Genomic DNA, 25,296 nt, shown 5'->3' on the forward strand with positions numbered 1-25,296 from the left:
TCATGAGCACAAACGACCAGATCCCCACCATCCTGCGCAAGATCGTTGCCCGCAAGCACGAGGAAGTCGCCGACCGCCAGCGCCTGCTCTCCCTCGCCGACGTCAAGGCTCGCGCCCTGGAACAGGCACCGACCCGAGGCTTCGCCGATGCCCTGCGCCGCCGCGTCCAACAAAAGCAGCCCGCCGTCATCGCCGAAGTGAAGAAGGCCTCCCCGAGCAAAGGCGTCCTGCGTGATCCCTTCCATCCGGCCGAGATTGCCAAGAGCTACGCCGCTGGTGGCGCCGCCTGCCTGTCCGTCCTCACCGACCGGGACTTCTTCCAGGGCTGCGAAGAATACCTCCGCGAAGCCCGCGCCGCCTGCGACCTGCCGGTGATCCGCAAGGACTTCATGGTCGACCCGTACCAGATCCACGAAAGCCGCATGATCGGCGCCGACTGCATCCTCCTCATCGCCGCCTGCCTGACCAAAGACCAGATGCAGGAATTCACCGGCATCGCCAAGGAGCATGGGCTCGATGTACTGGTGGAAGTGCACAACGCCGAAGAGCTGGAAGATGCCCTGACGCTGGACACGCCGCTGGTGGGAATCAACAACCGCGACCTGCATACGTTTGAGGTGTCATTGGAGACGACCTGGAAACTGCATGAGCGGATTCCGGGGGACCGCATAACCGTTACTGAAAGCGGCATCCTGACTCGCGACGACGTTGTGGCGATGGAAGCTCATGGGATTTATGGCTTCCTTGTCGGGGAGTCGTTTATGCGGGCGGAGGAGCCTGGGGAGAAGTTGAGGGAGATGTTTTTTTCCTGAGCCACCTGCGAACCCGTTAACCGCTACCCTACTGACGAGGCTTGGCCAGTGACGCCGGGCCCTGTTCCTACCTGCCCCAACTGCACTTCATCGCCACAAATCGCCCCTCCAACAATGCTCTAACTCAAAACACGCCCGGCGGCATGTAGCCGCTATACCGGGTTTTGTGTAAGGTGTTATTCAATGTGCAAAAACGAGAAGTCTCGCGAATACGTTGGGGCTGGCTTGAACATGCCATAACCGATTGTTTTATTGATAAATTCAGGTAAAGCCGAAAGATACGATGTGCGGACTTATCTAGAAGTCACTCTTTTGCAATATCGCGGACGGCGGTCTAATCACTGTTAGATTTTTAGGTGAGTCAATCGGAAGGAGATATTTTGTTTAACTTATTGATTTCTCAAGGTCCAGAAAGCTGGATGAACTCTCCTTTCGAGCTGGAAAGAAGCCGGGTGGCCATTGAGTACACCGCTGACGAGATTAGTGAACGATATAAGTTCCTAGACGACAAGGCTATTGAAGAGCTAAAAAGCTTCCCCTCATTATTTGTCGCTGAAAATGAGCAGGTGGAGTCGCGAGTAGGGTATATAACCAATGTACGCTTGAGGCAATCCACAGTAGTTTTCGACTTTGAAATAGATACAATTTTGCCCAGTTTGCCTATCGGTGCGATTGAGGCCTTGCGTGTTGATTTTGATCTTGGCCGATGGGAGTTGGGGAGAACGCATTGGGCCATTAAAGATGAGCCACTATTCGACATACTGGTCCGCAAGGGATATTTCACGCCCCAACAAGTGGAGGCTTCTCAAGCATTGAAGGATAGAGTGGCAAGTCAGCCACCTATAATTCCTACGGCCCCGGGCGAGTTCAACGCTTCTCAGGTTTTTATTGTCCATGGACACGATGAAATCACCAAATTGGAAATGAAGGACTTCGTTGCTGAGCTTGGATTGGAGCCAATCATACTTCATATGCAGGCCAGCTCGAGTCGGACAATAATAGAAAAAATTGAGTACTACTCAAATGTTGGTTTTGGAATCGTTTTGTACACCCCATGCGATATTGGAGCCAAGGCTGGTCAACCCAATGGCCGGTATCGAGCGCGGCAAAATGTTGTTTTTGAGCATGGTTTTCTTATCGGGAAACTTGGTCGTCCTCGCGTCGCCGCTCTAGTCAAAGGCAATGTCGAGACTCCAAACGATATTAGCGGTATGGTTTACATATCGATGGATGAGCAAGGTGCTTGGAAACAAGAGCTTATAAAAGACCTCCAAGCCGCTGGGTACCAGGTTTGAGCGAAAATCTAACCAAACCATGCACCGGATGCCAAAACCTTCGCTTCGCTGCGGCTTTGCCACCGGTGATGGCTGGCTTTAAGAGGTGCTTGGAGGCAAATCGTGCCATTAAAAAATGGCTGACGACAGAGGGTATGACAACAAGATTAGGATAAAGCTAAAATGCTTAATATGAATTGGAAGGACTGGTTGCCGCAATCTGTTGCTATATTTACTGTTTTCGCTGGAATGATGACTAGACAGCCTTACGAATATTACCAATTTATTAGATGGTCTTGCTTAATTTCTTTTGGTTATTTGACAATAAGAAACCTTGAATATGATAGTAATTTATTTGCGCTGGCATTTGCATTATTAGCTGCGGTTTACAACCCAATTGTTCAAGTTCACCTCCATCGACCAGTTTGGGTCGTCGTAAATTCAGCGACTATAATTATCGCCGTTTATTCTATTTTTTATAAAAAAATTAATGAAGGAAAATATACATCGCGGGCCACCAACAGGATATTTTCAGCACTATCTATTACAATGATTGGATCATTAATCTTAGGCTGGAGATTGCCGCAAATAATACGGTCTCAAGACTGGATCGCTCTGCTGACCGGAATTTTCTTTGCCTATGTGGTTTTGTCGATTGCTTGGTGGTATTTGAGGTCGTTAAGAGATGTGCCTTCTTCTGAATGGTACGGCTCACAGTTCACTTTGGGGCGCTGCTGTTATTGCGATAGCGAAAATGTTTCGCTCGAGAACGGTATCATGACCTGCGAGAGCTGTGGCGCTGGGTTGTATTCGAACTGATGTGAACCCGAGATCGCTAGATTAAAGGGGTCAGATCAATTTTATTTTGATCAACCAGCCCAACCAAAGGACATGTCAAATCGACAGGATCAGAGTCGTTGATCTGAGAACCAATGCACAGCTCCACGATTGGACTTCGCCATGACAGGCATTTATCCTGTCGACCGGTAAAGGAGTTGCCCGTATCCCACTTAAAGGACTAAGTGCATGCCCCAGATTTATTTCTCCAGAACCCTTTGCTCCCCTCATGATTTGGTCGGTGACGATCCCGACTCGCTCATAGCTTTCAGCGAAGCCAACAATATCGGCATGGGCGGACTGCTACGCCCCGGGCAGGCGTTCTCCCTAGATTACGATAATCCGCAAACCGTTGGCATTGTGAGCAAGATCAATAATCTGCCAGAGCAGGAACGTCGTACTCTCGCTCAAAGTGTCAACCTAATGGGAAACGAGCTTCACGGTCTTTTCGCGTTCTTCGACCAGAACCTTTCTGACAAGCAAATAGCGACCATGAATTCGTTGGTTGGTGCAACCACGGGGGCGGTCGGCAATCGCCTCAACGCTTTTCAAAAGGCCGTCGTGGCGTACCAAAAAGCCTTACTCGAATTGCGAACAGTCCAGAAGGCCACCGGAGCGAAGGCGGGGCAATTGCGTGCAAAAGCCGAAGCGCAAGCGCGGAGTACCTTCGCCTACTTACGAAAGGCCTTCCAAACAGAATTAAGTCGATTTGCCCCAGTATCCCTGCGCTATAAAAATCGAGGTAATGCGTTAAGCAACGCCGAGCGTGGCATTACCCTTGCTTCGCGCAGACCAAACGCAAAAGCTGATCCAGAGCTATTTGTAGCCGATGCCGTTCAGGCCAGCCGATTGGGCGAGTTCACGCGCTTTTTGGGGTGGTTAGGCAGTTTGGGGGTGGTCGTAGACGCGGGGCTTCGTGCAAAGCACGTTTACAGTACCTATGAAACCGGCGGCAAATGGTTGCGTGATAGCTCGATGCAGATGACGGGATTTGGACTTGGCGGCGCAGCCGGTACGCTTACCACTCGAGTCGTAATAATGGGAGCAACAACTTATGCAATGGAAGCAGGAATGATCGTCGCCGGGCCAGTAGGGTGGTTTGCTCTGGCCATTATCGTCGGAGCTGGGCTTATCGCTGGCTTCGAAGCCGGCTCAATTTTTGATACAGCAGGACAGAAACTTTCAGCGTTGGCTTGGGACCGGAATTGATGGCGCTTATTACATCTACCTACTCAAAAGACATCTATTACATTTTGGTTGGCGTGCTATTCATCCCAACTGCCATTACTTGGATAAGTTTCGCCCGTTTATCCATGGCTCGCATCGAGCGGGAAATGCATCGGGACGGACTTTCTCGCCCGTCTCCTTGGGACGCGATGGGCGCACGCGTTCTTTGGTACGCCACAGCCATTGCCTTCAATAGTCCTCGCTTACATCGCGCCGATGAGCCTTTTATCGATGTCGCCACAGTGCGTCGTTACGCCAAGCCCTTTGACCGTATGCTCGGACTGGTCTTTCTCATTTCGGGCTATTCATTTCTTGTTGTTGGTCTAGTGGGTGGATTGCTGATCGGCCTGTAACTCCGCTAGGGAAGGCCAATTCAGCTGTTCTAGCGCGGGGCACCTTGGCCGGAGGCTGTCGTCTTCTAGCTGGAACCGGAATAACTAAAGATGTTCGAATCCCATCCAGTCAAAGCGCTGTTTATCATCTTTGTCGTCATTCATTTTATGACCATGGCCATTTGTCACATCGGGTTTGCCCGTTTATCCATGGCACGCATTGAGCGGGAGATGCGGCAAGACGGACTCCCCCGACCGGCGCACTGGGACACAATGGGACTACGTGTGCACTGGTATGCAAGCGCCATCGCTTTCAACAGCCAACGCATGAACCGAGCCGACAAGCTTTTCATCGATGTGGAGGCGATTCGGCGTTATGCGACGCCGTTTGATCGAAAGCTCAGTATCGCTTTTCTGATTTCAGGTTATTCGTTCTGTGTCGTCGGACTGGTCGGTGCATGGCTGCTTGGTTTGTAGGAGATCGGCGGAACGCAGCTGTATGCCTACTGACCTATCACTTGGAAACTTCCTTTGCATTCTTGGCGGAATCCTCTTTATACCCATGGCCATTTGCTGGATCGGATTTGCTCGTTTATCAATGGCGCGAATTGAACGGGAGATGTCTCGCGACGGGCTACCCCGACCAGCACAATGGGACACTATGGGGCTACGAGTGCTTTGGTACGCAACAGCCATTGCTTTCGACAGCCCACGCATGCATCGCGCCGACGCGCCCTTTATCAACGTCGCAGCAGTTCGTCATTACGCGACGCCGTTTGATCGAAAACTCAGCATCGCCTTTGTCATTTCGGCGACGCTTTGCTCAATCACCCTCCCTATTGGTGGATGGTTGATCGGCAACTAAGAATACGAGGGAAGGCGCGACCGGTTGTCGCGCCTTTCTTTAGCCAGCCATCAAAGCCTCGGAAACGCTGGCATTGGACGGCTGGTCTTCCAGCCAACCGAACATCGCATCACGCACTTCGCCGAAGAAACGTCCGCCCACCGTCCAGTGGCAGCAGTTGGGGATTTCCACCAGCTGGCAGCGGTCGCCATAACGCTGGGCGATGCGGCGCTGGATGCGAATGGGGGTGATGCGGTCGGCGATGCCGCCAATGATTAGAATCGGGCAGCGAATGCTGTCCGGCGCTACAGCCGCAGGCCCCTTTTTGCTGAACAACAGGCAAGACCTGACCCTGTCACCCACGGTCTGCGCCCATCATTGAGCTTGAGCGGAACCAGCCCACATTGGGCGTCATCGTGAAGGGCGCGGAATTGGTGGTCCTTCTATCGCGGTAACCGTGCGTGGACAGGTCCGCCGAATGGGTATCTAATGATAACGATAGGACTCGTTGGCGCCCTGCCCTGCTACAGGAGGGGGGGGGCAATCTCAATACTCGTTGAGCCCGATAACGGCAAGGAGGACGAGAGATGAGCTGGCAAATCGAGGGTACCTATTTCGAAAGCTGTAATTGCGAGGCAGCCTGTCCTTGCGTTTTTCTCAGCAATCCCAGCGAAGGTCAGTGCACGGCACTGGTGGCCTGGCACATTGATCGGGGCCGGTTGGGCGAGGTCCCGCTGAATGGCCTGAATGTGGCATTTTCGGTGTTTTCGCCAGGGCATATGGCCCAGGTGAAATGGGAGGTTGCGGTTTACCTCGATGCCAGTGCCGACGAATCCCAGCGGGACGCGCTGCTGCGCATTTTTTCCGGTCAGGAGGGTGGCCACCCGGCCCGGTTGGCGGAGCATGTGGGCAAGATTCTCGGGGTTGCCAGTGTGCCCATCCACTATGTGGCGGAGGGGCGTCAGCGTAGCCTGTCGATTGCCGACAAAGTCGAGGTCAGCATCGAGGCCATCGAGGGACAGGACGGGGCAGAGGTGACCATCGCCAATCACCCGTTGTGCATCGCGCCCGGCCAGACCGCCGTCACCGCCCGCTCCCATCACCTGCGCTATCAGGATTACGGCTTCCAGTGGGAGCTGTCGGAACGCAACGGCTTCTATTCCCCCTTCAGATACGCCGCATGAACGCGCGCTGGTGGCCGCTGATCGCCATTCTGGTGGTCGGCGGCCTGGCTTGGGGCGGGTTCATCCAGTTGGGGGCGCAGGGCGTGATGATGTCCGGCATGGCCATGGGGCCGGCCATGCTGGCGCTGATGTGGGTGGTCATGATGGTGGCGATGATGGTGCCAGCCGCCGCCCCGTCTTATTTGATGTACAGCCGGATGGCGCCGCAGCGGTGGCATAGTGGGTTCTATCTGACCGGGTATCTGGCGGTGTGGGCCGGTATCGGCCTGTTGTATGCCGGCGTGCAATGGGCGTTGCGACGGTCGGGATTCATGGCGCCAGACCTGACCCTTGCACAACCGGTCGCCGCCGGCGTACTGCTGATCGTGGCGGGCCTTTGGCAGTGGTCGCCGTGGAAGGGGCGCTGTGTGGCCCGTTGCCGGTCGCCGCTGGGCTTCCTGCTCAATGAGTGGCAGGCGGGCAGCCGTGGGGCGCTGTTGATGGGGCTGCGCTACGCCGGTTGGTGTGTCGGGTGCTGCTGGCTGCTGATGGCGGTGTTGTTTGTGGCGGGCACCATGAGTTTTGTGGCGGCGCTGGCCATCGCCGCCTATATCCTGCTGGAGCGCCTGTTGCCACTGGGGCGGCCGCTCGACCGGGTAGTTGGTGCCGGGTTGGCGGTGTGGGGCGGCTGGCTGTTGGTCGCCGCCTGACAGAGGTCAGTCCGCCAAGAAAACCGGGACGGATCTATTTTTCGGGACCGGTGACCAGAATACGCCACAAGCCCCGACAACACAGGCAACGAGCCAAGCACCCGAAATACCCAATATGGGCACACATTTACCCTGATTGGGTATTCAGCAGCTAAAAGTGCCAGATCGATTTTCTTTTGATCAACCAGCCCCACCAAAGGGCATGTCAAATCGACAGGGTTAGAGTCCTTGATCTGAGAACCAATGCACAGCCCCACGGTTGGACTTCGCCATGACAGGCATTTATCCTGTCGACCGGTAAAGGAATTGCCCGTAAACCACTTAAAGGATTAAGTGCATGCCCCGGATTTTCTTCTCCAGAACCCTATGCTCTCCCCGAGACTTGATAGGTGACGACCCCGACTCGCTCATAGCTTTCAGCGAAGCCAACAATATCGGCATGGGCGGACTGCTACGCCCCGGGCAGGCGTTCTCCCTGGATTACGATAATCCGCAAACCGTTGCCATTGTGAGCAAGATCAATAATCTGCCAGAGCAGGAACGTCGCACTCTCGCTCAGAGTACCAACCTAATGGGAAACGAGCTTCACGGTCTTTTCGCGTTCTTCGACCAGAACCTTTCTGACAAGCAAATAGCGACCATGAATTCGTTGGTTGGTGCAACCACGGGGGCGGTCGGCAATCGCCTCAACGCTTTTCAAAAAGCCGTCGTGGCGTACCAAAAAACCCTACTCGAATTGCGAGCAGTCCAGAAGGCCACCGGAGCGAAGGCGGGGCAATTGCGTGCAAAAGCCGAAGCGCAAGCGCGGAGTACCTTCGCCTACTTACGAAAGGCCTTCCAAACAGAATTAAGTCGATTTGCCCCAGTATCCCTGCGCTATAAAAATCGAGGTAATGCGTTAAGCAACGCCGAGCGTGGCATTACCCTTGCTTCGCGCAGACCAAACGCAAAAGCTGATCCAGAGCTATTTGTAGCCGATGCCGTTCAGGCCAGCCGATTGGGCGAGTTCACCCGCTTTTTGGGGTGGTTAGGCAGTTTGGGGGTGGTCGTAGACGCGGGGCTTCGTGCAAAGCACGTTTACAGTACCTATGAAACCGGCGGCAAATGGCTGCGTGATAGCTCGATGCAGTTGGCCGGATTTGGGTTTGGCGGCGCAGCGGGCGCAATGGTAGGCCGGGCGGCAATGTCCGGTGCTACAGCTTATGCCGTTGACGTAGGGTTGATTACCGCCGGACCAGTTGCGTGGATAGCCCTCGCTGTTATTGTTGGAGCTGGACTTGTGATTGGTTACGAGGCCGGATCACTTGGCGACACATTCGGAAAGAATATTTCCGCATGGCTTTGGGACAAAGACAAATGATACTCACCTCATTTGGTAAGGACTGCCTTTTCACCGCCGGGTTGATCCTCTTCTTCATCATGGCTGCATCGTGGATCGCTTTCGCCCGATTGTCCATGGCACGAATTGAGCGCGAAATGCGTCAAGACGGCCTGTCTCGGCCATCACCTTGGGATGCCATGGGGCTACGTGTACTCTGGTACGCCACCGCAATTGCCTCCAACAACCCACGTTTGCACCGTGCCGACGAACCATTTATCGACGTATCCACGGTACGTAGCTATGCGAAACCCATCGACAAAAAACTCGGCCTCGTTTTTCTCATTGCCGGCTATTCATTCAGTGTCGTTGCCGTAATCGGAGGCCTGTTGACGAGTACTTGAAATAGAGATCAAAGCTGTCTGCAGGCGGTGGATAGATAATGCCGGCGCAATGCCCTTCGGTTATTGCGCCCTACCTGGGCCGATAGGGCCTGCGTCGGTTGATCTTGATACTCCGTCACCTCGCACGGTTCCCACCCGACACTAACGAGCGATTCAGGCTACCGGGAAACCCTTGCTTCGATTAAAAACGTCAAACGGCCCGCCAATTACCCAACAAAACCGAGTACACGAAAGACAACCTCTACCCGCCCGAGACGCACCCGCATCAGATCCTCAAGCCGTATGTCCTGACACGGTCTGCCATTCTGACGCATCCCATTGGTGGACTGATTATCCTTCAGCCACCATTGGCCGTTGTCATAACGGAGTACGGCATGAAGTTCGGAGATACTGGGATCATCGATCAATACATCAGCGTCGGCTTTGCGCCCAATCGTCCACTGCTTCCCGTGTTTCTCCAACGAAAGGCCGTGGACACTGGCCGGGCGATTGCCTGACATCACCACTATTGCCGCGCTGTATAGCTCGGACGCACCGGACAGCGCTGCCAGAATCTTCTGATCCAGTGCACCACGATGGATAGCCGGATGGGAACTATTCCCGCCTTCAAACTGCGCGCGATCCTGAGCTGTCCAGCTTGCCGGCAGGGGGAATCGCTGTTGGACGCTGGTGCCGTCCGGATCATCGGCTTCTGCGCAGACGACGGTCGACCCCAGTTGAGAAAGAGCCGGAGCCAGCTTCGTGGAAATGACGGTGGAATCCGGATCGGTTTCTGTGACGACCAGATAGCCTTCGTCGCCAATTTTAATGACGTCGCCACTGCGCAGCTTGACGACCTCAGAGATTCGCCGGTTGTTAACGTAGGTTCCGTTGGTCGATTGCAGGTCTTCTACAAACAGCCCCTCTGAGCGACGAATGATCCGGGCATGCTCTCGGGACGGGAAACCCTCGGACGCGGGGATTTGGCAACTACCACCACGCCCAACCAGCATGGAAGGCCGGTCTATCGGGTATATCTGGCCATCCTGAAGACGCTTGAGTTGGAAACTGTCATTCATGCGGGGGTTCCTCGGTCACTGGTGCTAGCTTAGCCCCTGGCATGTTCACAACCAAGCAGCGCCGTTGATTCCGGGTGACATTGCAGAGAATTCTACTGCCTGCCTTTCCGGCGGACTCCGGACGCAAAGCCCCAGTCCGGCCGGTTGTTATCTCCAACGCTATGTAATAGGCTTCGCCGCTTAAAAAACTTCGCTGACAAAAAAAAATGAAAATAAAAATCGAACCCATCGGGCCGTTTGCTGGCGTTCTCGGCTTCTTCCGCTCATTCTTTTGCGCCTACAACCCTATTCATTTCAGTGTCGGCTTTGTCGTACTGTTGCTGCTTTCCAACTCAGAGATCGCCGTGGCCGGAACAGCTTGCTCCAGTTTTTCAGGCGGCTTCACCGCTGCGAGCTACGGATATTACGGCACATCCAGCGCATCGGGATTTAACGCCGGCGACAAGATTACAGTGACCGTCAACAATACGGGAAATGCCGGCTCCAGCTATGCAGTTCGAGACAGCACCTCTGCGACAAATCTCCTGGGTCCCACCATCACGACCAACTCGTATTCGTTCCCAGCAAACACCTCGGACACAATATCGATCAATGTAAACAACAATGGCGGCGGATTAGATATTTCCTGGGCATGTACACCGGCCCCCGCGACGACAACCACTGTGAGTGGCGCGCCGAATGCCTCGACCTACGGCCAGACTGTCACCATTACCGCAACGGTCAGCGGCACTGGCGGACCAGCCGGAACCGTTTCGTTCACGGTGGATGGGAACAGTGCCGGCACAGCAACGCTTTCCGGCGGAACCGCATCCATCACCACCTCATCACTTGCGGTTGGCACCCACAACATCGTCGCAAACTACCCCGGGGACATTAATAATGCTTCCAGTGCCGGCAGTTACACACAGACGGTTAACAAAGCGGCTCAGACCATAAGCTTTCCGGCAATTCCGAATACCGCCTTCTCCAGTACGCCGCCAACGCCGGGCGCCACAGCAAGCTCCAATCTTGCGGTAACCTACAGCTCCGCTACCACCAGCGTCTGTACAGTGACGTCCGCCGGAGCCATCAGCTTCGTCTCGACAGGCACCTGTACGATCCACGCCGATCAGGCGGGCAATGGCAATTACACAGCGGCCACGCAGGTATCGCAAAGCTTTACGGTAACACCGGGCAGCAACGTCATTACCTTTCCTACCCTCCCGGCGACCGCCTTCTCCAGTTCACCACCAACACCGGGTGCCACAGCCAGCTCCAACCTTGCCGTAACCTACAGCTCCGCTACCACCAGCGTCTGTACGGTGACTTCCGCCGGAGCCATCAGCTTCGTCTCGACAGGTACGTGCACGATCCATGCAGACCAGCCGGGAAATACCAACTATGTCGCGGCAACGCAGGTGTCCAACAGTTTTGCGGTGACGCAGGGCAGTAACGTCATTTCATTTGCCCCGCTGACTGACCACACGCTCGCGAGTGGCTCATTTAGCCTTTCGGCGACCGCGAGCTCAGGCCTCACGGTGACGTTCGCTTCGGCGACGCCACAGACCTGCACTGTAGCCGGCACCACGGTGACACTGGTAACCACCGGCCAATGCACTGTCGCTGCGTCGCAGGGAGGAAACTCGACGTACTCTCCGGCGACACCGGTCAATCAAAGTTTCAATATCACGAAGGGTGTCACCAAGATCAGTCTTTCGGTGTCGACCAACACGCTTGTGTCTGGCGCACCGTTGACCCTGACGGCCAAAGTAACGGGCCTGAGCCCAACGGGAACGGTCACCTTTTTGGACGGTGCTACAACGCTCGCGAGCGCAGCACTGCAAAGTGGGACCGCGACGGTTACCACCAAAGCGCTTGCAACGGGAGTTCACAACGTCAGCGCACGTTACAATGGCGATGCCAATAACCTGTCCGTCAGTTCAAGTGTTGTCTCTGTTGCGGTAACAGCACTCCCCGATCCATCACATGACCCCGATGTGGTCGGCACGGCCCACGCACAGGTCTCGGCTTTACAGCGTTTCGGTCAGGCACAAATCGATAATCTCGAGAACCGGCTCAGCCAATTGCATGACGTTGTCAGTAGCGGCAACGCATCCTCGAGCTTCGGAACGGCCTTCAACGGGTCTACAGCCAGTCTGTCAGGCGCCCGCCCGCAGGCCTATCCGGCGGCGTATCCGCCCTCAGATTTCCGGATGGTTGCATTCACAAGTGGCGGTGGAAGCCCGGAGCAGACGAATGATCGGACGATGGCAGCCATGGCGGCGACAGATGCCATCAACCATGCCGGCGCCCGCCTGCCTTTTCATGTCTGGGTCGGCGGATCAGTAAACTTCGGCGATTTCACCCAATCTGGTGGCACCGATCACTCCTTCACCACATCGGGCGTCACCCTGGGTATCGACGGTAAGATCCGCGACCGGCTTCAGAGCGGACTTGCCGTCGGTTACGCCTCCGACAAGACGATTATTGGGTCGGATGGAACGCACAGCAACGCCAGGGCCGTCTCGGCGGCGCTCTATGCGAGTTACCACGCGCTGCCCTCTACCTTTCTGGACGCCATCATCGGCTACGGCAACGCCACGCTGAGTTCTGAGCGTTATTCATCAGCGGGGAATGTCTTCCTCCATGGCTCACGTAACGCGAAACTGCTATTCGGTTCGGCGGCACTATCGATTGACAAGAAATGGGATTCCCTTCAACTGGCGCCATACCTACGCCTAGACGCCGTCCACATGATGCTCGCCCCCTATACCGAAACAGGATCGACGCTTTGGGCACTGAGCTATCAGCAAATGACAACCAACGCAGTAAGTGGAGCGATCGGCTCGCGCGCAACTTACGGCATCCCCGTATCCTGGGGCAGACTCTCGGTTGCCGCCCGACTTGAGAACCGGTCCCGGCTGAAGGGGAGCTACAACCAACAGCTGAGCTATGCCCAACTCCTCGGCGGAACGGTGTACACGGTGACGGACCAGGGCTTATCGAGCAACCAAATCGTCTCCGGCATCGGACTACGCGTCCTGACCGACCGCGTCAGTGTTCAGGCGGACTATCAACTTTCGGCGTCAGGCGGACAAGTCGAGGAACAAAGCATCTTTGGAAAAGTCAGTCTGCCGTTCTGATCGCGGAAACCGGGACTGATCTATTTTGGGGGCCCAGTACCTGACGCGGTCACAACCCTGCGGCCCCCCGCCCCCTTTATGTTCGATGTCCAGGCCATCGGAAAATCGCGGTACTGAGCCACCGTAGGGCGCAATAACCAAAGGGCATTGCGCCGAATGGGAGGCTGGCTCAGGATTTTGGTGCTGCTGGATTTGGCCCGGGGCGTTTTCTAGCTGCAGACACGCGCTTGTGCCTTGCTCCAGGTGCGATGCGGCATACTCATGCGGCGCAATGCCCTTTGGTTATTGCGCCCTACCCTCTAATCCGGCACAGCGTTCCATTGTCGCCACGGCTCATTTCCACTAAAGAACCACGCCCATTCTTTAGCCTGTCATCAAGGCTTCGGAACGGCGGGCCTCGGTCTGCCCCTCTTCCAGCCAATCAAACATCGCACCACGCACTTCGCCAAAGAAATGCCCACCCACCGTCCAATGGCAGCAGCCGGCAATCTCCACCAGCTTGCAGCGGTCGCCGTAGCGTTGGGCGATGCGGCGTTGAATGCGGATGGGGGTGATGCGGTCGGCGGTGCCGCCGATGATGAGGATCGGGCAGCGAATGCTGTCTGGTGCCACCGCTGCGGGCCCTTTATTACTGAAGGCCGCCAGGGTCAGTTGAAAGGTCACCCGGCCTGATTCGTAGCCGCAGTGGTCGAAGATGTCCCGTTGGATAGCGTCGGTTTGCGAATTGGCGATGCCGTATCGCACGTTGGCGAGTTTCAGGACCGTGGCCTGCTTCCACAATGGAAAGCGGAACAGGTTGCGGCCGAGGGTGCGGAATACCGACCACCCCAACCCGTTGATCCCCGCCGGCGCCGCCGACGACAGCAGGATAAGCCGCTCGCAGGGCACACGGGCGGCGGTAAGCTGGGCCAGCAACCCACCCATGGAGTGCCCCACCAGGATGGGCGCGCGATCCAGACGCTTAACACAATCCACCAGGAACGCCACGTAGTCCTGCAGACTGGACCGCGCCAGGCTCGCTACGCTGGCGGCGGTATGGTCGGCAAGGGTGTGGTGGTAAGGCAACGTTACAGAATCCACCTCATAGCCCTGCTCGGTGAACGCATCGCGCACATCATGCAGGGTGTCGCCGTCGCTCCACATGCCGTGGATCAGGATAACCGGTGGTTTATTGTTCTCTGTCATGCTGTGTCTCCCGGCGCCTGCCCTGGATCGCTTTCCGGACTCCCTGCGGTTATCCGGGCAGGCACCTAATGTCGGCTATCGATCCCTTCAGGCAGAAGCGCCTGCCAGTTGCCCATTCGCGACAGCGACAGCAGACGGCTTTTCGAACTGGAGACAGCCATCGTCAACGGGGTCTTCCACTAGCATCTTTTTGTCTTTGCCGTAGTGCATGGTCACTTTCCACGGACCGCCGCGGCCTTGCCGGGGCATACGATCCTTGGCGCGCACGAGATAGCCCGGGGCAAATTCATCCAGCATGCCCTCTCCAGAATCGTTTCCTTCGTGGTCAACCGGGCGAACAGCTTTGACTCCCCGCTTGTCCATCTCGGCAAACAGGCGGCAGATGTATTGGCCACCGATGTCACATTTCAGTGTCCAGGGCGCATTGGTGTACCCGAAAATCCAGGCATAGTTGGGAACATCCTGCAGCATGATGCCCTTGTAGGTCATCTTGTTCGGCATATCCACGTCCTGGCCATCCAGCTGTAACTGCAGGCCGCCCATGAGTTGCACTTCCAGGCCGGTCGCCGTGATGATGATGTCCGCCTGCAAAACCTTGCCGGACTTCAGCACAATGCCGTTTTCGGAAAAGTGATCGATGTGATCCGTGGCGATTCTTGCCTTGCCGGAACGCAATGCTTTGAAGAAATCCCCATCCGGCGCGGCACACAGGCGTTGTTCCCATGGGTTGTACGTGGGCGAGAAATGCCGCATGTCGAAATCCGGCCCCACCTGTTTGCGGATATGCCTCAGCATCAGTTTGCGCATGCCGTTGGGCCAGCGCTGGCAGGCCAGATAGAGACCGCGCTGGAACAGGATGTTGCGCTTACGCGCCATCTTGAACACCAGCTTCTTGGGCAGGACTTTATTCAGCGTGATAGAGATCTTGTCGGTGTCCGGCATCGCCATCACGTAGCTGGGTGAACGCTGCAGCATGGTCACACTGCCGGCCTTCTCCGCCATGGCGGGTACCACGGTGATAGCGGTAGCACCACTGCCGATGACCACCACTTTCTTGCCGCTGTAATCGAGGTCTTCAGGCCAGAACTGCGGATGGATGATGTCGCCCTTGAAGTTTTCCTCGCCCTCAAAGTGGGGGCGGTAGCCGTGATCGAAATTGTAGTAACCGGCACAGTTGAGCATGAAGTCGCAGGTGAACTGACGGGTTTCACCGGTCTTTTCATGGGTGGCGGTCAGGGTCCAAAGCTGGTCGACACTGGACCAGTCGGCGCTGGTGATGTGCAGCCCATAGTGCACCTTGTCCGCCAGGTTGAATTCGCGCGCGGTTTCCACCACGTAGTTGCGGATGTCTCCCCCCTTGGCCAATACCTTGTCGGAATACCAGGGTTTGAAATTGTAGCCAAAGCTGGCCATGTCGGAATCAGACCGGATACCCGGATAACGAAACAGATCCCAGGTACCGCCCATGCTCTCGCGGCGCTCAATAATGGCCAGAGACTTGTTCGGGTACTCCCGGGCAATACGACAGGCACTGCCAATACCGGACAGACCCGCACCAATGATAATGAGGTCGAAATGGGGCATCGTCATCGCGTTCTCCTTATTATTAATCTCGCGCTTTCCTCCCATACTATTTCAGATTGGTGTCTTGACAATATTGACGAATGCGGACATCTTTTTGACAAATCGCGACAGTTTTCAAACACGACCATAAGACGCAGTACGGCACAGTCGCCGACAAGATGACTTTCGGAGGTTGCGTGTCCAGCCTTATCCGGGCCACCAATCTATGGGGCTACGACGAACAGGTCCGGTGTAAGGGCGGAGACCCCTTACCACTGCTGGCCCGGCACCATATCCCACCGGAAGCGCAGCGGGACGATCTCAGCTTTCTGGTCTTCAAGCACGTTAATGCCCTGTTGGAAGACACGGCCGAAGCCCTCAATGACCCGGCCTTTGGTATGAGCCTGGCGGAGTACCAGGGATTGGATATCCTGGGGCCCATCTCGGTCATCGCCCGTAGTTCACTCACCGTCGGCGACGCCGTCCACAATATTGCCCGCTACCTGCATCTGCATTGCCCGGCTCTCGGGCTGACGACCTCGCGGTGTAGCGTGGAAGGTCATTCCGCCATCCAGTTCGTGTTCCTGATCGATGATGAAGGCGCCGGCTATAGAATCCAGTCCTACGAACTGAGTCTGGCGAATGCCATGCAGGTGATGAAGCTGTTATGTGGGGATGATTTTTACCCGCTGTCGGTGCATTTCAGGCATCAGCGAACGGCCGATGAAACCGAGTATCATTCGGTCTTCCGTTGTGAAGCCTACTTCGAACAGGACTGGAGCGGGTTCTACCTGCCGGCGTCCATCTTTGCGATGCCGCTCTCCAGCGCAGACCACCAGACCTGGCAACTGGCCGAGCGCTACCTGGATTCTCAGCAGGCGCCCAATGCCAGTTCCCTGTATGAGGATGTCACCCGCCTGATCAACACACTGCTGCCCACCGGCCATTGCAGCAGCGACACCATCGCTTCGCACCTGTCGATGCATAAGCGCACCCTGCAGCGACGGCTGGCCAGGGAAGGCGCGACCTACGAGCAATTACTCAATGAAGAACGCATGAAAATGGCCCGCCAGTACCTGTCGGAGCCCAACCTCAAGCTCAGTCAGATTGCCGGGCTGCTGGGGTATTCGGAGCAGTCCGCCTTCAACCGGGCCTGCCGGGATTGGTTCGACCTGACACCCAAGGCCTACCGGCAGAAACTGCTGGGCCAGTGAGCCAAATAGGCTTTCATTCGTGCAGGTTGACCTGCGCTGGCGGGGTCATGCTTATGGGAGCATCCACTTTCTACCCGAACGCACCTTCGACCGAGTAGTGCTCAGAGTGTTCGCGACAGCTCGAAACAGGCAGCCATAAAAGCCGCCATATTCCGGTGTTCCAGGTGCATCAGCCAGGCATTAAGTTTTTCTCCGCAAAAGCGTTTATTGCACGCCCCGCTATGATAGCTCTCGAAGTACCATGATTTTCTTAACGCTGTCGTTCGTGATTTCATTGTCGGCAAACAGCGTCGTTAAATCCGCCAGGATGGCGCTGGCAATGGAAAAGGTTTCCGGTTCCTTCGATTCCATTTCCATGGAATCAGGCCAGATTATGAGAATCTTGTCCTCCGCCAGACCATCCATGCCATTCCAGAGCGAGTCCGCCAGCGCATCCCAGCTTCGATTGGTTACCAAGGGAGGGTCAAGCGGCAACGACTCCCGGATGCCCTCAAAGAATTGGTCCTTCGTCACCATCAATTTTGGCAAATAGTATATTTTCCATCCTTGAAGGCGGTACTCTTCTATGCTTTTCTCAATACTCTGCCTTGAAAAGGAAAAAACGCCTACACCATTATCCACACATAAATACCTATAATTTTTAAAACGGAAGGCCGCGAAAACACATCAACCCACCCACAAATATAGGTTTAAGCCTCAGTTATTTATACCAATATAGATTTCCCTATTAAGTCTATATTTCAGTTAACCTTTAACTTAATTTTCCCAGAGTGCTTTCGATCTACAAAATAATCACTATTGCGATTTTTCACCGCATCAATAGCTGCCTCAATGTCCGCTATGGTCTCTGGGTCTTTTGTCGTATCCAATGCTTCTTTTAAGTTAACCATGGTCGATTCATCGAGAGCGCATGCCAATAACATGCACGCCCTATAGCGAACCACTTTTGATTTATCAAAGAGCGCCTCTCTTCCCAATTGGACTGACTCCATTGATGATCTCGCATAGCGGATAGCATGGTAGACACACGAGCTTCTCACTGGCCACCGCTTAGAAAGCTTATATTTTTCCAACAGTAGCTTAGGAAGCTCATTATCAAGCTTCCTAAGCTCATTCACTGCATTAAACTCCCGGTCTGATCCGGAGCCGTCCAGTTGATCCAGCAGCTCTTCGATATTCTCTTGATTAAACATCAAATTAATCTTGACGAATGATCCAGCCCAACAATTCACTACAGTTTAATGGATTCGGTCATAGGAAAGCAGACGGATCTCGACACCATGAAGTGATTATCGGTCGACTGGATAGTGAAATGCGACCATAGACTATAGTCAATTTATTTTGCTTTAGTTTACATCACTTTAATTTTCTCAAAGTATCTTCGTTTTCTATAGTCCAACGACGTCAGTCAATCCCAGGTTCCCCTGGCCAGGTAGCGGCCAGAGTTGTCGTAATCTCTTGGAAAACTCCTGACCTATCGTTGAAGCATTTTTAATAAATTCAATGTCCAATTGCTGTTGACTAAGTTCACGCTGCATGAGGACATGGTTAAGAATCCGCTGTTCCAAGTCCGGGCTATTAGGAGGCATGCTTTCGATCTCCTGGACATAAAGGTCAATAGAATCGGTGGCATACTCGGCAGCCTGCACCACTTTCTCAACGTCGAATTCCATCAAAAAATCCAGTAAGGCACATACAGCAAAGCATGCATCTTGTGCAGCAGTGACCAACAGGAAACTGAAATCATCAGAGTGCGGAGCCATCTCCTCGCACAACACTACCGCCCGCATAATATTGTTATTGTCTGCTAACCCTTGATCCACGTATAGCCAGACCAAATCCAATCCCTGGCGTATTGGTTCTAAGCTGCCCCAATTTGCCTGCTCCATGAACGCTGCGTAATTCGGCAGTAAACGCTCACAGCAGGCAGCTCCAAAGGCCGCCTTGCGTCGATTGTCCATGACTCCTAGCTGCCTTTTTAACCTCTCTTGATTTGGTGTCATTTTCGGCATTTACATTTCTCCAGCTCATTCCAACCCACTCCTAAATTTTAGACATGCAATCCTCTTTGGTTTTATTTATGACTTCGACTGCGCCGTATATGACAACCTAATTTTGAGAACCACCCAAAATTTCCTTAACTACTCCAACAGCAATTTTTTTGCCTTCCCAAAGAGATATCCTCTTTCCTTCATACAAATTTTCCAAAGCAATTTCTGGATTGAGAAATCCAACTGCAATCTCATATTCTTTACCAAGTTCGAAGGTTGTAAAACCCTCCAAAACAAATCTGCAATCGAACCCTTTTTTATCGTCCATCATAACTGGACACCCATAACCATCTCCTTCTATTGAAGTGTGGCGCCCCCCTCCGCAGGCGTAAGAAAACGAATAAAGATAATTGCATCGGCTTGCATCACTTTGGGAACATCTATTATTTATGCCAAAATAGATCAACCGGTTCACCGCTGAGACAGGTGTAACTGTTGATCCACTTGGTGTTGGAGACCGCCCTTTTTCTAAATTCTAATTAGGTCCTATTACTGGAATATGCTTGAGGGCTAGACCCACCTTCACATTTACCGTCATCAGCATTAATTATGAATGGCGCATCACAGTTCTTCGGCGCATCCCACCCAATCCCCCGAATAATATTTTGATCAATGCCAACGACCTTTATGCCATCCCAAGATACATCCGGCGTTTGCCAAGTTAAACCAGCTCTTCCGTATGCTGTTAAACGCACGAAGTCAACGAAAACTACGACATTACTTTCGGGGATAGACAAAACCTCCTTTATAGGTGATGAAGGTATTACCTCATACTGCATCGGCGCGTTAATAGGAACCCAATAGCCTTGCCCTTTTACCACAACACAAATTACTTTCTCATTCGGGGTTGCAAATAAACCAGTAATACCCTCTACGCCAGGTTCAAATCGGCCGACCCAGCATGCCCCTTCATTGTCAGTTATACTTAACATTAACCAATCAGTGGATTTTATTGGAACTTCTAAATTCAACTGGCCCGTTTGAGGCGTATTTTCACGTTCAAGCTCGAACAAATATAGGGGCTTCTCGGTAGATACGCTTTCAAACGGACCAACCTCATAATCATTCCAATAGTCCAGAACATTTAATTCCATCTGCTTTCGTTCCTTACCTTGGATCAGGTCTGAAGAATCGATGGGTTATTACCTCTGTGCGGCCTGAAGCCGACGGCCTCACGCCAATTTCGTAGGTTCCAGATCTGCCGTTTAATGTCCCTTTCAATTCGTACTGCACATAATTATCACTTATAGAACTTCGTTCTCCCTGCTCAAATATCTGATTATTAAACGATTCAGGAAAATTATGGTTAGGTCCGGATTCCTCTGCGCGACGAACTAATTCTCGAGCAGAGTATATACGGTTAGGTTGCTCCCCTGCATTTCCGTCACCGCTAACATTATCAGCCCCTTTGGTCGCATTTTCAGCTTCAGCGACTTCACCGGATTCCGCTGCCTCTGCGGCTTCAGCGGCCTGCGCTGCCTCAGCCGCTTCTGCAGCCTCCGCCGCAGCGATTTCCCCAGCAACCGCCGCATCCGCAAGCGGATCTTCCGGTCCGAGACCTACTACTTCCGTCCCGAGAATAGTGGCCGCCAGCCACGGATTCGAAGCCAGCAAGTGCCACAAGCTCGGATTCGTATTGGCACACAGTCCCAACCAGTCGATATACGCCACCGGATCTCCACCGGCATAGGCGTATGTATTCAGCCCGCCCATCAACCCAATCGGGTCGCTCTGAATATAACGCCCCAGAGCGGGATCGTAGTCCCGGTTATAGTTGTAGTCGAGACCCGTTTCCTGATCGTAATACTGGCCCGGATAACGCAGGTTGTAGGTGAAGCTTCCGGTAGGTTGCGCTTCGCCGAAGGGACCGTGATTCCACTGCCACACCAGGGTAGCCGGGCCACCATTGGCGATTTGTCGCGGCGCACCCAAATGATCGGTATAAATGAAGTAGGGTTGCTGCCCATCGGTGAGAATCGCTGCCGGCATGGTTCCCAGCCATACGGTTTCTTCTATCGGCTGACCATTGCCGTCGTATTCGCCCAGGAGCTGGCCACCCAAACCGTACACAAAGTATCGCGCATGCCCTGCCACGGCGCCGGCACCATAGCCCTGCTTCTCGACACGCTGGCCCAGGCCGTTGTAACCATATGCCGTCTCCTCACTACCATTGACGACCTTGGCCATACGACCGCGGGCGTTATAGGTGAAGACATAGTCCGGGCCGCCGGCAAGCTTTTTCTCCGTCATATGGCCTGCGGCGTCGTATTGGTAGGTCGTGCCGGTGTCGTTCAGCAACCAATTGCTATCAGTCGCGTAGTTATACGTTGTACTGGCGGAGGTGTTCGTTTGCGTCAGCCGGTTACCGTCCCCGTCATAGCTGTAACTTCGCTGATCGCTGTCGGCTTGATAGTTGGTCAGCTGGCCCAGGGCATCGTAACTGTAGCTGCGGGACGGCATGACCGAACTCGGCAACATGAACTGGTTGTTGATGTTGGTGATCCGTCCGTTCGGATCGTAGGTCAGCTGGGTCGTGAATGGCGAAAAGTGCGACCACAGGCTGTAACCGGAGAGTCTGCTGTCCTTATCGAAGGTGCGCTTGAAATAGGCACCATTGCCGAGAAGCCAATTTGCCAGCTGACCGGTCGGCGCATAACTCAGGTTCTGGGCAATCGGGCGTCCACTGGCCAACACCATTTTCATTAGCTGGTCGTCGGTGTTGTAGGACAGATCTACCGTTTTGCCGGAGGGATAGGTGAGACTGGCCAGACGTCCCAGCGCATCGTAATTTCGGTGGATTGTGAAGGACAGGCCGCCGATAACCTGCTGTTTGGTAAGCACCTGGCCCAGCGGATTGTAGGTCCAGCTCGTCGAGCCGGAGGCATCCGTCATCGAGGTCATGTGACCGATGGCGTTCGGCCCCTGGTCATATTGATAGCTGACCTGACTGCCGTCGTCGTAGATGGCGCTAATCGGACGATTCAGCGCGTCATAGGCGTAAGCAGTTGCATCACCGCGGGCATCGACTTTCTGAAGGATGTTGCCGGCGGCGTCATAACTGAAGACCGTGTCGCCGGTATCCGGGCTATGGACGGCAGTTCTCTGGCCGGCGACATTGTAGGTGTAGGTGGTTTGCAGACCCCGGGGATCGGTGACGCTGACCAGGGTGTCTCTGACGTCATAGCCAAAATCAGTGGTCTGCCCGCTCGGATCGATCTTGTCTTTCAGACGTCCCGTCAGGTCGTAGTCGAAATGTTGCGCCGTACCGTCGGGACGGGTAATCGTGGTGACCCGGCCTTCCAGATCCCGCGTCCAGGTCGAAACGTTACCGAGGGGGTCCGTAACGCTTTTCAGCTTACCGTTCGCGTAGTATTCGTAGTCGGTAACGGCCCCGGCAGCGTTCGTTTTGCTGACCATATTACGGACGCTGTCGTAAGCGAACTGCGTGGTTTGTCCCTGATGGTTGGTCAACAAGACCAGGTCCAGTTTGTCCCATCCCAACTTGACCGGCTGTCCTTGGGGGTAATCGACCTGAGTCAGCCTGTCCAGGGCGTCATAACTGTACTTGTAGGCCCTGCCTAGAGCGTCGGTCCTTGTCGCCACCCTGCCGAAGCCATCATAGGTAAAGCCTGCCACGGTATTTCCGTTAGGATCGATAACGCTCAGGAGGTAACCGTTACCGTCATAGTTGTATTGCGTCGTATGCCCCAACGCATCAATGCGTTCGGTGATCTGACCACGCGTGTTGTAGGTGTATTGGGTAACGTTGCCGTCGGCGTCGGTATGACTCAGCGGTTCGTGCTGGTTGTTATAGGTGTATTGCGCGATGGTTGTCGCGCCCGTCGGTGTTTTCCGGACAACACTGACAACGTCTATGCCGTTGGACGCATAGGTATAGTCGAACTCTTCACCTTTGGGATCGATATACCTGGTGACATGCCCTTCGGGGTTGTAGCTGAATCGCTTAAGCTGCGTCGCCCCGTCGGCCAGCACCCGTGCAACGGCCGAAGGTTTATCGAATCCACCGGTCCCTCCCGCCCAGGGCTGGTTGGGGTAGTTGAACCACACCCGCCTTTCCAGCGGCTTCTTGACACTTTCCAATACACCGGCGGTCAGGCCGTAGTAGTCCGGCCCCCGTTCGTGTAACCAGTGATAGACGTCGGCTTTGGTGTAATCCCCCGCCGCCGTTTTCATGGCGGTTTTATCCCAGACATAGGTGTTGCGGTCGTTCATATACGCATTGAACGTGCTGATACCCGACGGGACGGGGCTTACACTGAAGGGCATGCCGGGTGCGTTGTGCCGGTATTCGACCTTTTCCTCGTTACCCTTGGGATCGGTAATCGTCAGCCAGCGATCGGTACCGCTTTGTCCGGCGGAGAATTGCGTCGTGCCGTAAGGCGTCGTCAACGCCGTTATAAAGGTGCCGCTGTTGTAGGCGAGATGGGATTGCATACCGATCGTATCGGTAATCGTGATCAACCGCCCCGTACTGTCATATGACAATGTTGCCGACCGACCGAAGGGATCCGTAATGCTGGTGATCTGAAGCGGATACTGGCTGTCGTCGTAGTGGAGGGTCGTCTGCTGACCGATCGCATCGGTCAGCGTCGTCAGGCGCATCTGCGCGTCATATGTCAAATTGACGCTGTTGCCCTGAGGATCGACAACCTGCGTCAAAAAGATTCGACGGGGGTAATAGGTACTCTTATCGGAGGTGCTGAAAATCTGCTTGCTTCCATCAGGCATCAAACGCTCATACTCGATCGGCGAGGATGAAACCCTGACCAGTTGCGCCCCCGTGCGCTCCTCCCGGGTAAAGGTGCCGGTGCTGCTGTTATAGCCGTGATAGAAGCGCGAACCGCCACCCCGCAGGTAGACCATCACTTCGTTGCCGGCGGACGTCGGATCATCCTGCACATAGGACAGCCAGTTGGTCGTCCACTTTTGCCCAATGTTGGAAAAGGTGAAGTTGGCAGGCTGGCTGGCCTCCCGCTGACTGTAGACCACCTCGAACGGCACCGCGGGGCCAACGGGAGGCTTGTAACCGACAGGGGTATCATACAAATTCAAGCTGACCAGCATGCCTTTGACGGCGTACTGGCACATCCCTTTCGAGGACCCGCAACCGATGACGTTGGGGTCGTCCTTGGAGGTCTGCGAGGGGTTGTTACCGCTGGTGTAACCGCCTCCAACGACCGATCGGCCTTCACGCAAAGATACTTGCCGCCAGGTACCCGAGTCGCCTTTCGAAGGAATCAGGAAGTAGCCGCTGGATTCGCTTTGCAGCGCTTCCCGAGTGATCCAGTAATCGCGCTCCATCGCGCCGTCCAGGATATGGAATCGTCCATTTGCCGCCCCTACAACGGTTGCGTAATGCCCCACCTTCCAATGAACCACTGACGGAACCGGCACCTGCTGAGACGCAGTCCGGTGGATCATGTCGGTCGACAGGCCAACTCGCGACGATAGCGCCTGCAACTGGGCGAGCGTCATCCCCCCGGGAACGGCTTTCATGGTTTTCAGCTTGTTCGCGCCGGCGGGGTCTTTATCGGCGCTCAACAGTTCCTGCAAGGCAACAACGCCACACAGGTAAGAAACACCCGGCTGGTGTTGTAATGTCCACAAGCCTTCGAGTGCCTCGGTCTTGGCAACGGTGGCAGAACCCGAAAGCGTGCGCCCCTTCACTTCGCCAAGTAGTCGCTTGACCTGTTTCCCGTGAGCAAAGTTCGTTTGCAGCTCAATCAACCTTCCCCATGCGCTTTCCGCCAAGGCTCGTTGTTGCCGCCCCATTGATAGACGGCCGGACTCCCAAGCTTCATCCAGGACACGCAATGCCTTCGAGTATTCACCCGCGGTCGCATAGGTGAGACCTTCGTTGGTCAGGACGGACACCCGCCAAGCCGAATGGGGATGCTGCTTAAGAAAATCGTCCAGCGCCTGTGTATGAAGAGGGTTACCTGCCCGCTTGTAGCGCTTGATGCTCTTTTCAAGCGCTCGTGTTTCAGTCTGGCTCGGCGTGCCAAAGGGCACCAAACCTTCTGCAAACACACCATAACGATCAGGTTGATAAGTGACGACCCGGTCCACAGGGGACTTGGTCATCGCCAGGGCCAGATTGGCCAAGCAGAAAAGAAGAACAAACCCTAACCAACGGACAATCCAGCGCTCCATGGACATGC

Annotated in this window: 23 protein-coding genes; 13 read left to right on the plus strand and 10 right to left on the minus strand. The window is 54.6% G+C overall.

Features of this window, described 5'->3' with window-relative positions:
* Positions 1-2 precede the first annotated feature (2 nt).
* The 7 genes from trpC (at position 3) to CLR77_RS02940 (ending at position 5,347) form a co-directional block, all read left to right on the plus strand.
* Complete coding sequence (gene trpC / locus CLR77_RS02915) at positions 3-812, plus strand: indole-3-glycerol phosphate synthase TrpC (RefSeq protein ID WP_097459074.1); 810 nt, start codon at positions 3-5, stop codon at positions 810-812.
* 356 nt (positions 813-1,168) lie between these two features.
* Positions 1,169-2,107 (plus strand): TIR domain-containing protein, encoded by a 939-nt coding sequence (locus tag CLR77_RS02920; protein WP_227519780.1) that lies wholly within the window; start codon positions 1,169-1,171, stop codon positions 2,105-2,107.
* Between the two features lie 162 nt (positions 2,108-2,269).
* A complete protein-coding gene (locus CLR77_RS19975) occupies positions 2,270-2,905 on the plus strand; it encodes a DUF6804 family protein (RefSeq protein ID WP_143269353.1) in 636 nt (211 codons plus the stop codon).
* 207 nt (positions 2,906-3,112) lie between these two features.
* On the plus strand, positions 3,113-4,132 hold the full coding sequence (locus CLR77_RS02925; protein WP_097459075.1) for a hypothetical protein: 1,020 nt from the start codon (positions 3,113-3,115) through the stop codon (positions 4,130-4,132).
* Positions 4,132-4,503: a hypothetical protein gene (locus CLR77_RS02930; protein WP_097459076.1), complete on the plus strand. Its 372-nt coding sequence runs from the start codon at positions 4,132-4,134 to the stop codon at positions 4,501-4,503. Before CLR77_RS02925 ends, CLR77_RS02930 begins: the two co-directional genes overlap by 1 nt.
* A 90-nt stretch (positions 4,504-4,593) precedes the next feature.
* A complete protein-coding gene (locus CLR77_RS02935) occupies positions 4,594-4,959 on the plus strand; it encodes a hypothetical protein (protein WP_097459077.1) in 366 nt (121 codons plus the stop codon).
* Positions 4,960-4,981: 22 nt separating this feature from the next.
* On the plus strand, positions 4,982-5,347 hold the full coding sequence (locus CLR77_RS02940; RefSeq protein ID WP_097459078.1) for a hypothetical protein: 366 nt from the start codon (positions 4,982-4,984) through the stop codon (positions 5,345-5,347).
* Between the two features lie 39 nt (positions 5,348-5,386).
* On the opposite strand, the gene CLR77_RS02945 is transcribed toward CLR77_RS02940, so the two are convergent.
* Positions 5,387-5,662: an alpha/beta hydrolase gene (locus CLR77_RS02945; RefSeq protein ID WP_198962643.1), complete on the minus strand. Its 276-nt coding sequence runs from the start codon at positions 5,660-5,662 to the stop codon at positions 5,387-5,389.
* 251 nt (positions 5,663-5,913) lie between these two features.
* Between CLR77_RS02945 and CLR77_RS02950 the strand changes: the two genes are divergently transcribed.
* From CLR77_RS02950 to CLR77_RS02965, 4 genes are all read left to right on the plus strand, one after another.
* Positions 5,914-6,510: a DUF1326 domain-containing protein gene (locus CLR77_RS02950; protein ID WP_097459079.1), complete on the plus strand. Its 597-nt coding sequence runs from the start codon at positions 5,914-5,916 to the stop codon at positions 6,508-6,510.
* Positions 6,507-7,199: a DUF2182 domain-containing protein gene (locus tag CLR77_RS02955; protein ID WP_097459080.1), complete on the plus strand. Its 693-nt coding sequence runs from the start codon at positions 6,507-6,509 to the stop codon at positions 7,197-7,199. Before CLR77_RS02950 ends, CLR77_RS02955 begins: the two co-directional genes overlap by 4 nt.
* Positions 7,200-7,536: 337 nt before the next feature.
* Positions 7,537-8,559, plus strand: coding sequence for a hypothetical protein (locus CLR77_RS02960; RefSeq protein ID WP_097459081.1), 1,023 nt, complete (start codon positions 7,537-7,539; stop codon positions 8,557-8,559).
* On the plus strand, positions 8,535-8,921 hold the full coding sequence (locus CLR77_RS02965) for a hypothetical protein (RefSeq protein WP_143269354.1): 387 nt from the start codon (positions 8,535-8,537) through the stop codon (positions 8,919-8,921). Before CLR77_RS02960 ends, CLR77_RS02965 begins: the two co-directional genes overlap by 25 nt.
* 206 nt (positions 8,922-9,127) lie before the next feature.
* Here CLR77_RS02965 and CLR77_RS02970 read toward each other — a convergent pair whose 3' ends face one another.
* Complete coding sequence (locus CLR77_RS02970) at positions 9,128-9,979, minus strand: FHA domain-containing protein (protein ID WP_097459083.1); 852 nt, start codon at positions 9,977-9,979, stop codon at positions 9,128-9,130.
* A 206-nt stretch (positions 9,980-10,185) separates the two neighbouring features.
* Here CLR77_RS02970 and CLR77_RS02975 point away from each other — a divergent pair, with 206 nt between their 5' ends.
* Positions 10,186-13,101, plus strand: coding sequence for an Ig-like domain repeat protein (locus CLR77_RS02975; protein ID WP_097459084.1), 2,916 nt, complete (start codon positions 10,186-10,188; stop codon positions 13,099-13,101).
* Between the two features lie 363 nt (positions 13,102-13,464).
* Here the strand turns inward: CLR77_RS02975 and CLR77_RS02980 are convergent, their stop codons facing one another.
* Together CLR77_RS02980 and CLR77_RS02985 are read right to left on the minus strand one after the other, a co-directional pair.
* The gene (locus CLR77_RS02980) at positions 13,465-14,286 is read right to left on the minus strand and encodes an alpha/beta hydrolase (protein WP_097459085.1); all 822 of its coding nucleotides are present in this window, start codon (positions 14,284-14,286) and stop codon (positions 13,465-13,467) included.
* Positions 14,287-14,373: 87 nt separating this feature from the next.
* Positions 14,374-15,876, minus strand: a complete 1,503-nt coding sequence (locus tag CLR77_RS02985) for a flavin-containing monooxygenase (RefSeq protein WP_097459086.1) — start codon at positions 15,874-15,876, stop codon at positions 14,374-14,376.
* Positions 15,877-16,046: 170 nt separating this feature from the next.
* On the opposite strand from CLR77_RS02985, the gene CLR77_RS02990 reads away from it, so the two are divergent.
* The gene (locus CLR77_RS02990) at positions 16,047-17,063 is read left to right on the plus strand and encodes an AraC family transcriptional regulator (protein WP_097459087.1); all 1,017 of its coding nucleotides are present in this window, start codon (positions 16,047-16,049) and stop codon (positions 17,061-17,063) included.
* Between the two features lie 219 nt (positions 17,064-17,282).
* Here the strand turns inward: CLR77_RS02990 and CLR77_RS02995 are convergent, their stop codons facing one another.
* From CLR77_RS02995 to CLR77_RS03020, 6 genes are all read right to left on the minus strand, one after another.
* Positions 17,283-17,684, minus strand: coding sequence for a barstar family protein (locus tag CLR77_RS02995; protein WP_143269355.1), 402 nt, complete (start codon positions 17,682-17,684; stop codon positions 17,283-17,285).
* A gap of 119 nt (positions 17,685-17,803) precedes the next feature.
* Positions 17,804-18,256 carry a hypothetical protein gene (locus CLR77_RS03000; RefSeq protein ID WP_097459089.1) on the minus strand — a complete coding sequence of 151 codons (453 nt, stop codon included), beginning with the start codon at positions 18,254-18,256 and terminating at the stop codon, positions 17,804-17,806.
* A 195-nt stretch (positions 18,257-18,451) separates the two neighbouring features.
* Positions 18,452-19,075: a DUF416 family protein gene (locus CLR77_RS03005; protein WP_097459090.1), complete on the minus strand. Its 624-nt coding sequence runs from the start codon at positions 19,073-19,075 to the stop codon at positions 18,452-18,454.
* 97 nt (positions 19,076-19,172) lie between these two features.
* Entirely contained in the window at positions 19,173-19,385 is a 213-nt protein-coding gene (locus tag CLR77_RS03010) for a hypothetical protein (protein ID WP_097459091.1), read from the minus strand.
* Between the two features lie 208 nt (positions 19,386-19,593).
* Positions 19,594-20,208, minus strand: a complete 615-nt coding sequence (locus tag CLR77_RS03015; RefSeq protein ID WP_097459092.1) for a hypothetical protein — start codon at positions 20,206-20,208, stop codon at positions 19,594-19,596.
* A 13-nt stretch (positions 20,209-20,221) separates the two neighbouring features.
* Positions 20,222-25,294: an RHS repeat-associated core domain-containing protein gene (locus CLR77_RS03020; protein ID WP_097459093.1), complete on the minus strand. Its 5,073-nt coding sequence runs from the start codon at positions 25,292-25,294 to the stop codon at positions 20,222-20,224.
* Positions 25,295-25,296 lie beyond the last annotated feature (2 nt).

It is taken from the genome of Mangrovitalea sediminis (assembly GCF_002514725.1).
GTDB classification, from domain to species: Bacteria; Pseudomonadota; Gammaproteobacteria; order Pseudomonadales; family Oleiphilaceae; genus Mangrovitalea; species Mangrovitalea sediminis.

Coding starts and splice junctions, on each gene's coding strand:
- CLR77_RS02950 (WP_097459079.1), top strand. CDS start 5,914: ATGAGCTGGCAAATCGAGGGTACCTATTTCGAAAGCTGTAATTGCGAG.
- CLR77_RS19975 (WP_143269353.1), top strand. CDS start 2,270: ATGCTTAATATGAATTGGAAGGACTGGTTGCCGCAATCTGTTGCTATA.
- CLR77_RS02930 (WP_097459076.1), top strand. CDS start 4,132: ATGGCGCTTATTACATCTACCTACTCAAAAGACATCTATTACATTTTG.
- CLR77_RS02935 (WP_097459077.1), top strand. CDS start 4,594: ATGTTCGAATCCCATCCAGTCAAAGCGCTGTTTATCATCTTTGTCGTC.
- CLR77_RS02925 (WP_097459075.1), top strand. CDS start 3,113: ATGCCCCAGATTTATTTCTCCAGAACCCTTTGCTCCCCTCATGATTTG.
- CLR77_RS03005 (WP_097459090.1), bottom strand. CDS start 19,075: ATGCCGAAAATGACACCAAATCAAGAGAGGTTAAAAAGGCAGCTAGGA.
- CLR77_RS02980 (WP_097459085.1), bottom strand. CDS start 14,286: ATGACAGAGAACAATAAACCACCGGTTATCCTGATCCACGGCATGTGG.
- CLR77_RS02955 (WP_097459080.1), top strand. CDS start 6,507: ATGAACGCGCGCTGGTGGCCGCTGATCGCCATTCTGGTGGTCGGCGGC.
- CLR77_RS03020 (WP_097459093.1), bottom strand. CDS start 25,294: ATGTCCATGGAGCGCTGGATTGTCCGTTGGTTAGGGTTTGTTCTTCTT.
- trpC (WP_097459074.1), top strand. CDS start 3: ATGAGCACAAACGACCAGATCCCCACCATCCTGCGCAAGATCGTTGCC.
- CLR77_RS02975 (WP_097459084.1), top strand. CDS start 10,186: ATGAAAATAAAAATCGAACCCATCGGGCCGTTTGCTGGCGTTCTCGGC.
- CLR77_RS03000 (WP_097459089.1), bottom strand. CDS start 18,256: ATGTTTAATCAAGAGAATATCGAAGAGCTGCTGGATCAACTGGACGGC.
- CLR77_RS02965 (WP_143269354.1), top strand. CDS start 8,535: ATGGCTTTGGGACAAAGACAAATGATACTCACCTCATTTGGTAAGGAC.
- CLR77_RS02985 (WP_097459086.1), bottom strand. CDS start 15,876: ATGACGATGCCCCATTTCGACCTCATTATCATTGGTGCGGGTCTGTCC.
- CLR77_RS03015 (WP_097459092.1), bottom strand. CDS start 20,208: ATGGAATTAAATGTTCTGGACTATTGGAATGATTATGAGGTTGGTCCG.
- CLR77_RS02970 (WP_097459083.1), bottom strand. CDS start 9,979: ATGAATGACAGTTTCCAACTCAAGCGTCTTCAGGATGGCCAGATATAC.
- CLR77_RS02960 (WP_097459081.1), top strand. CDS start 7,537: ATGCCCCGGATTTTCTTCTCCAGAACCCTATGCTCTCCCCGAGACTTG.
- CLR77_RS02940 (WP_097459078.1), top strand. CDS start 4,982: ATGCCTACTGACCTATCACTTGGAAACTTCCTTTGCATTCTTGGCGGA.
- CLR77_RS03010 (WP_097459091.1), bottom strand. CDS start 19,385: ATGATGGACGATAAAAAAGGGTTCGATTGCAGATTTGTTTTGGAGGGT.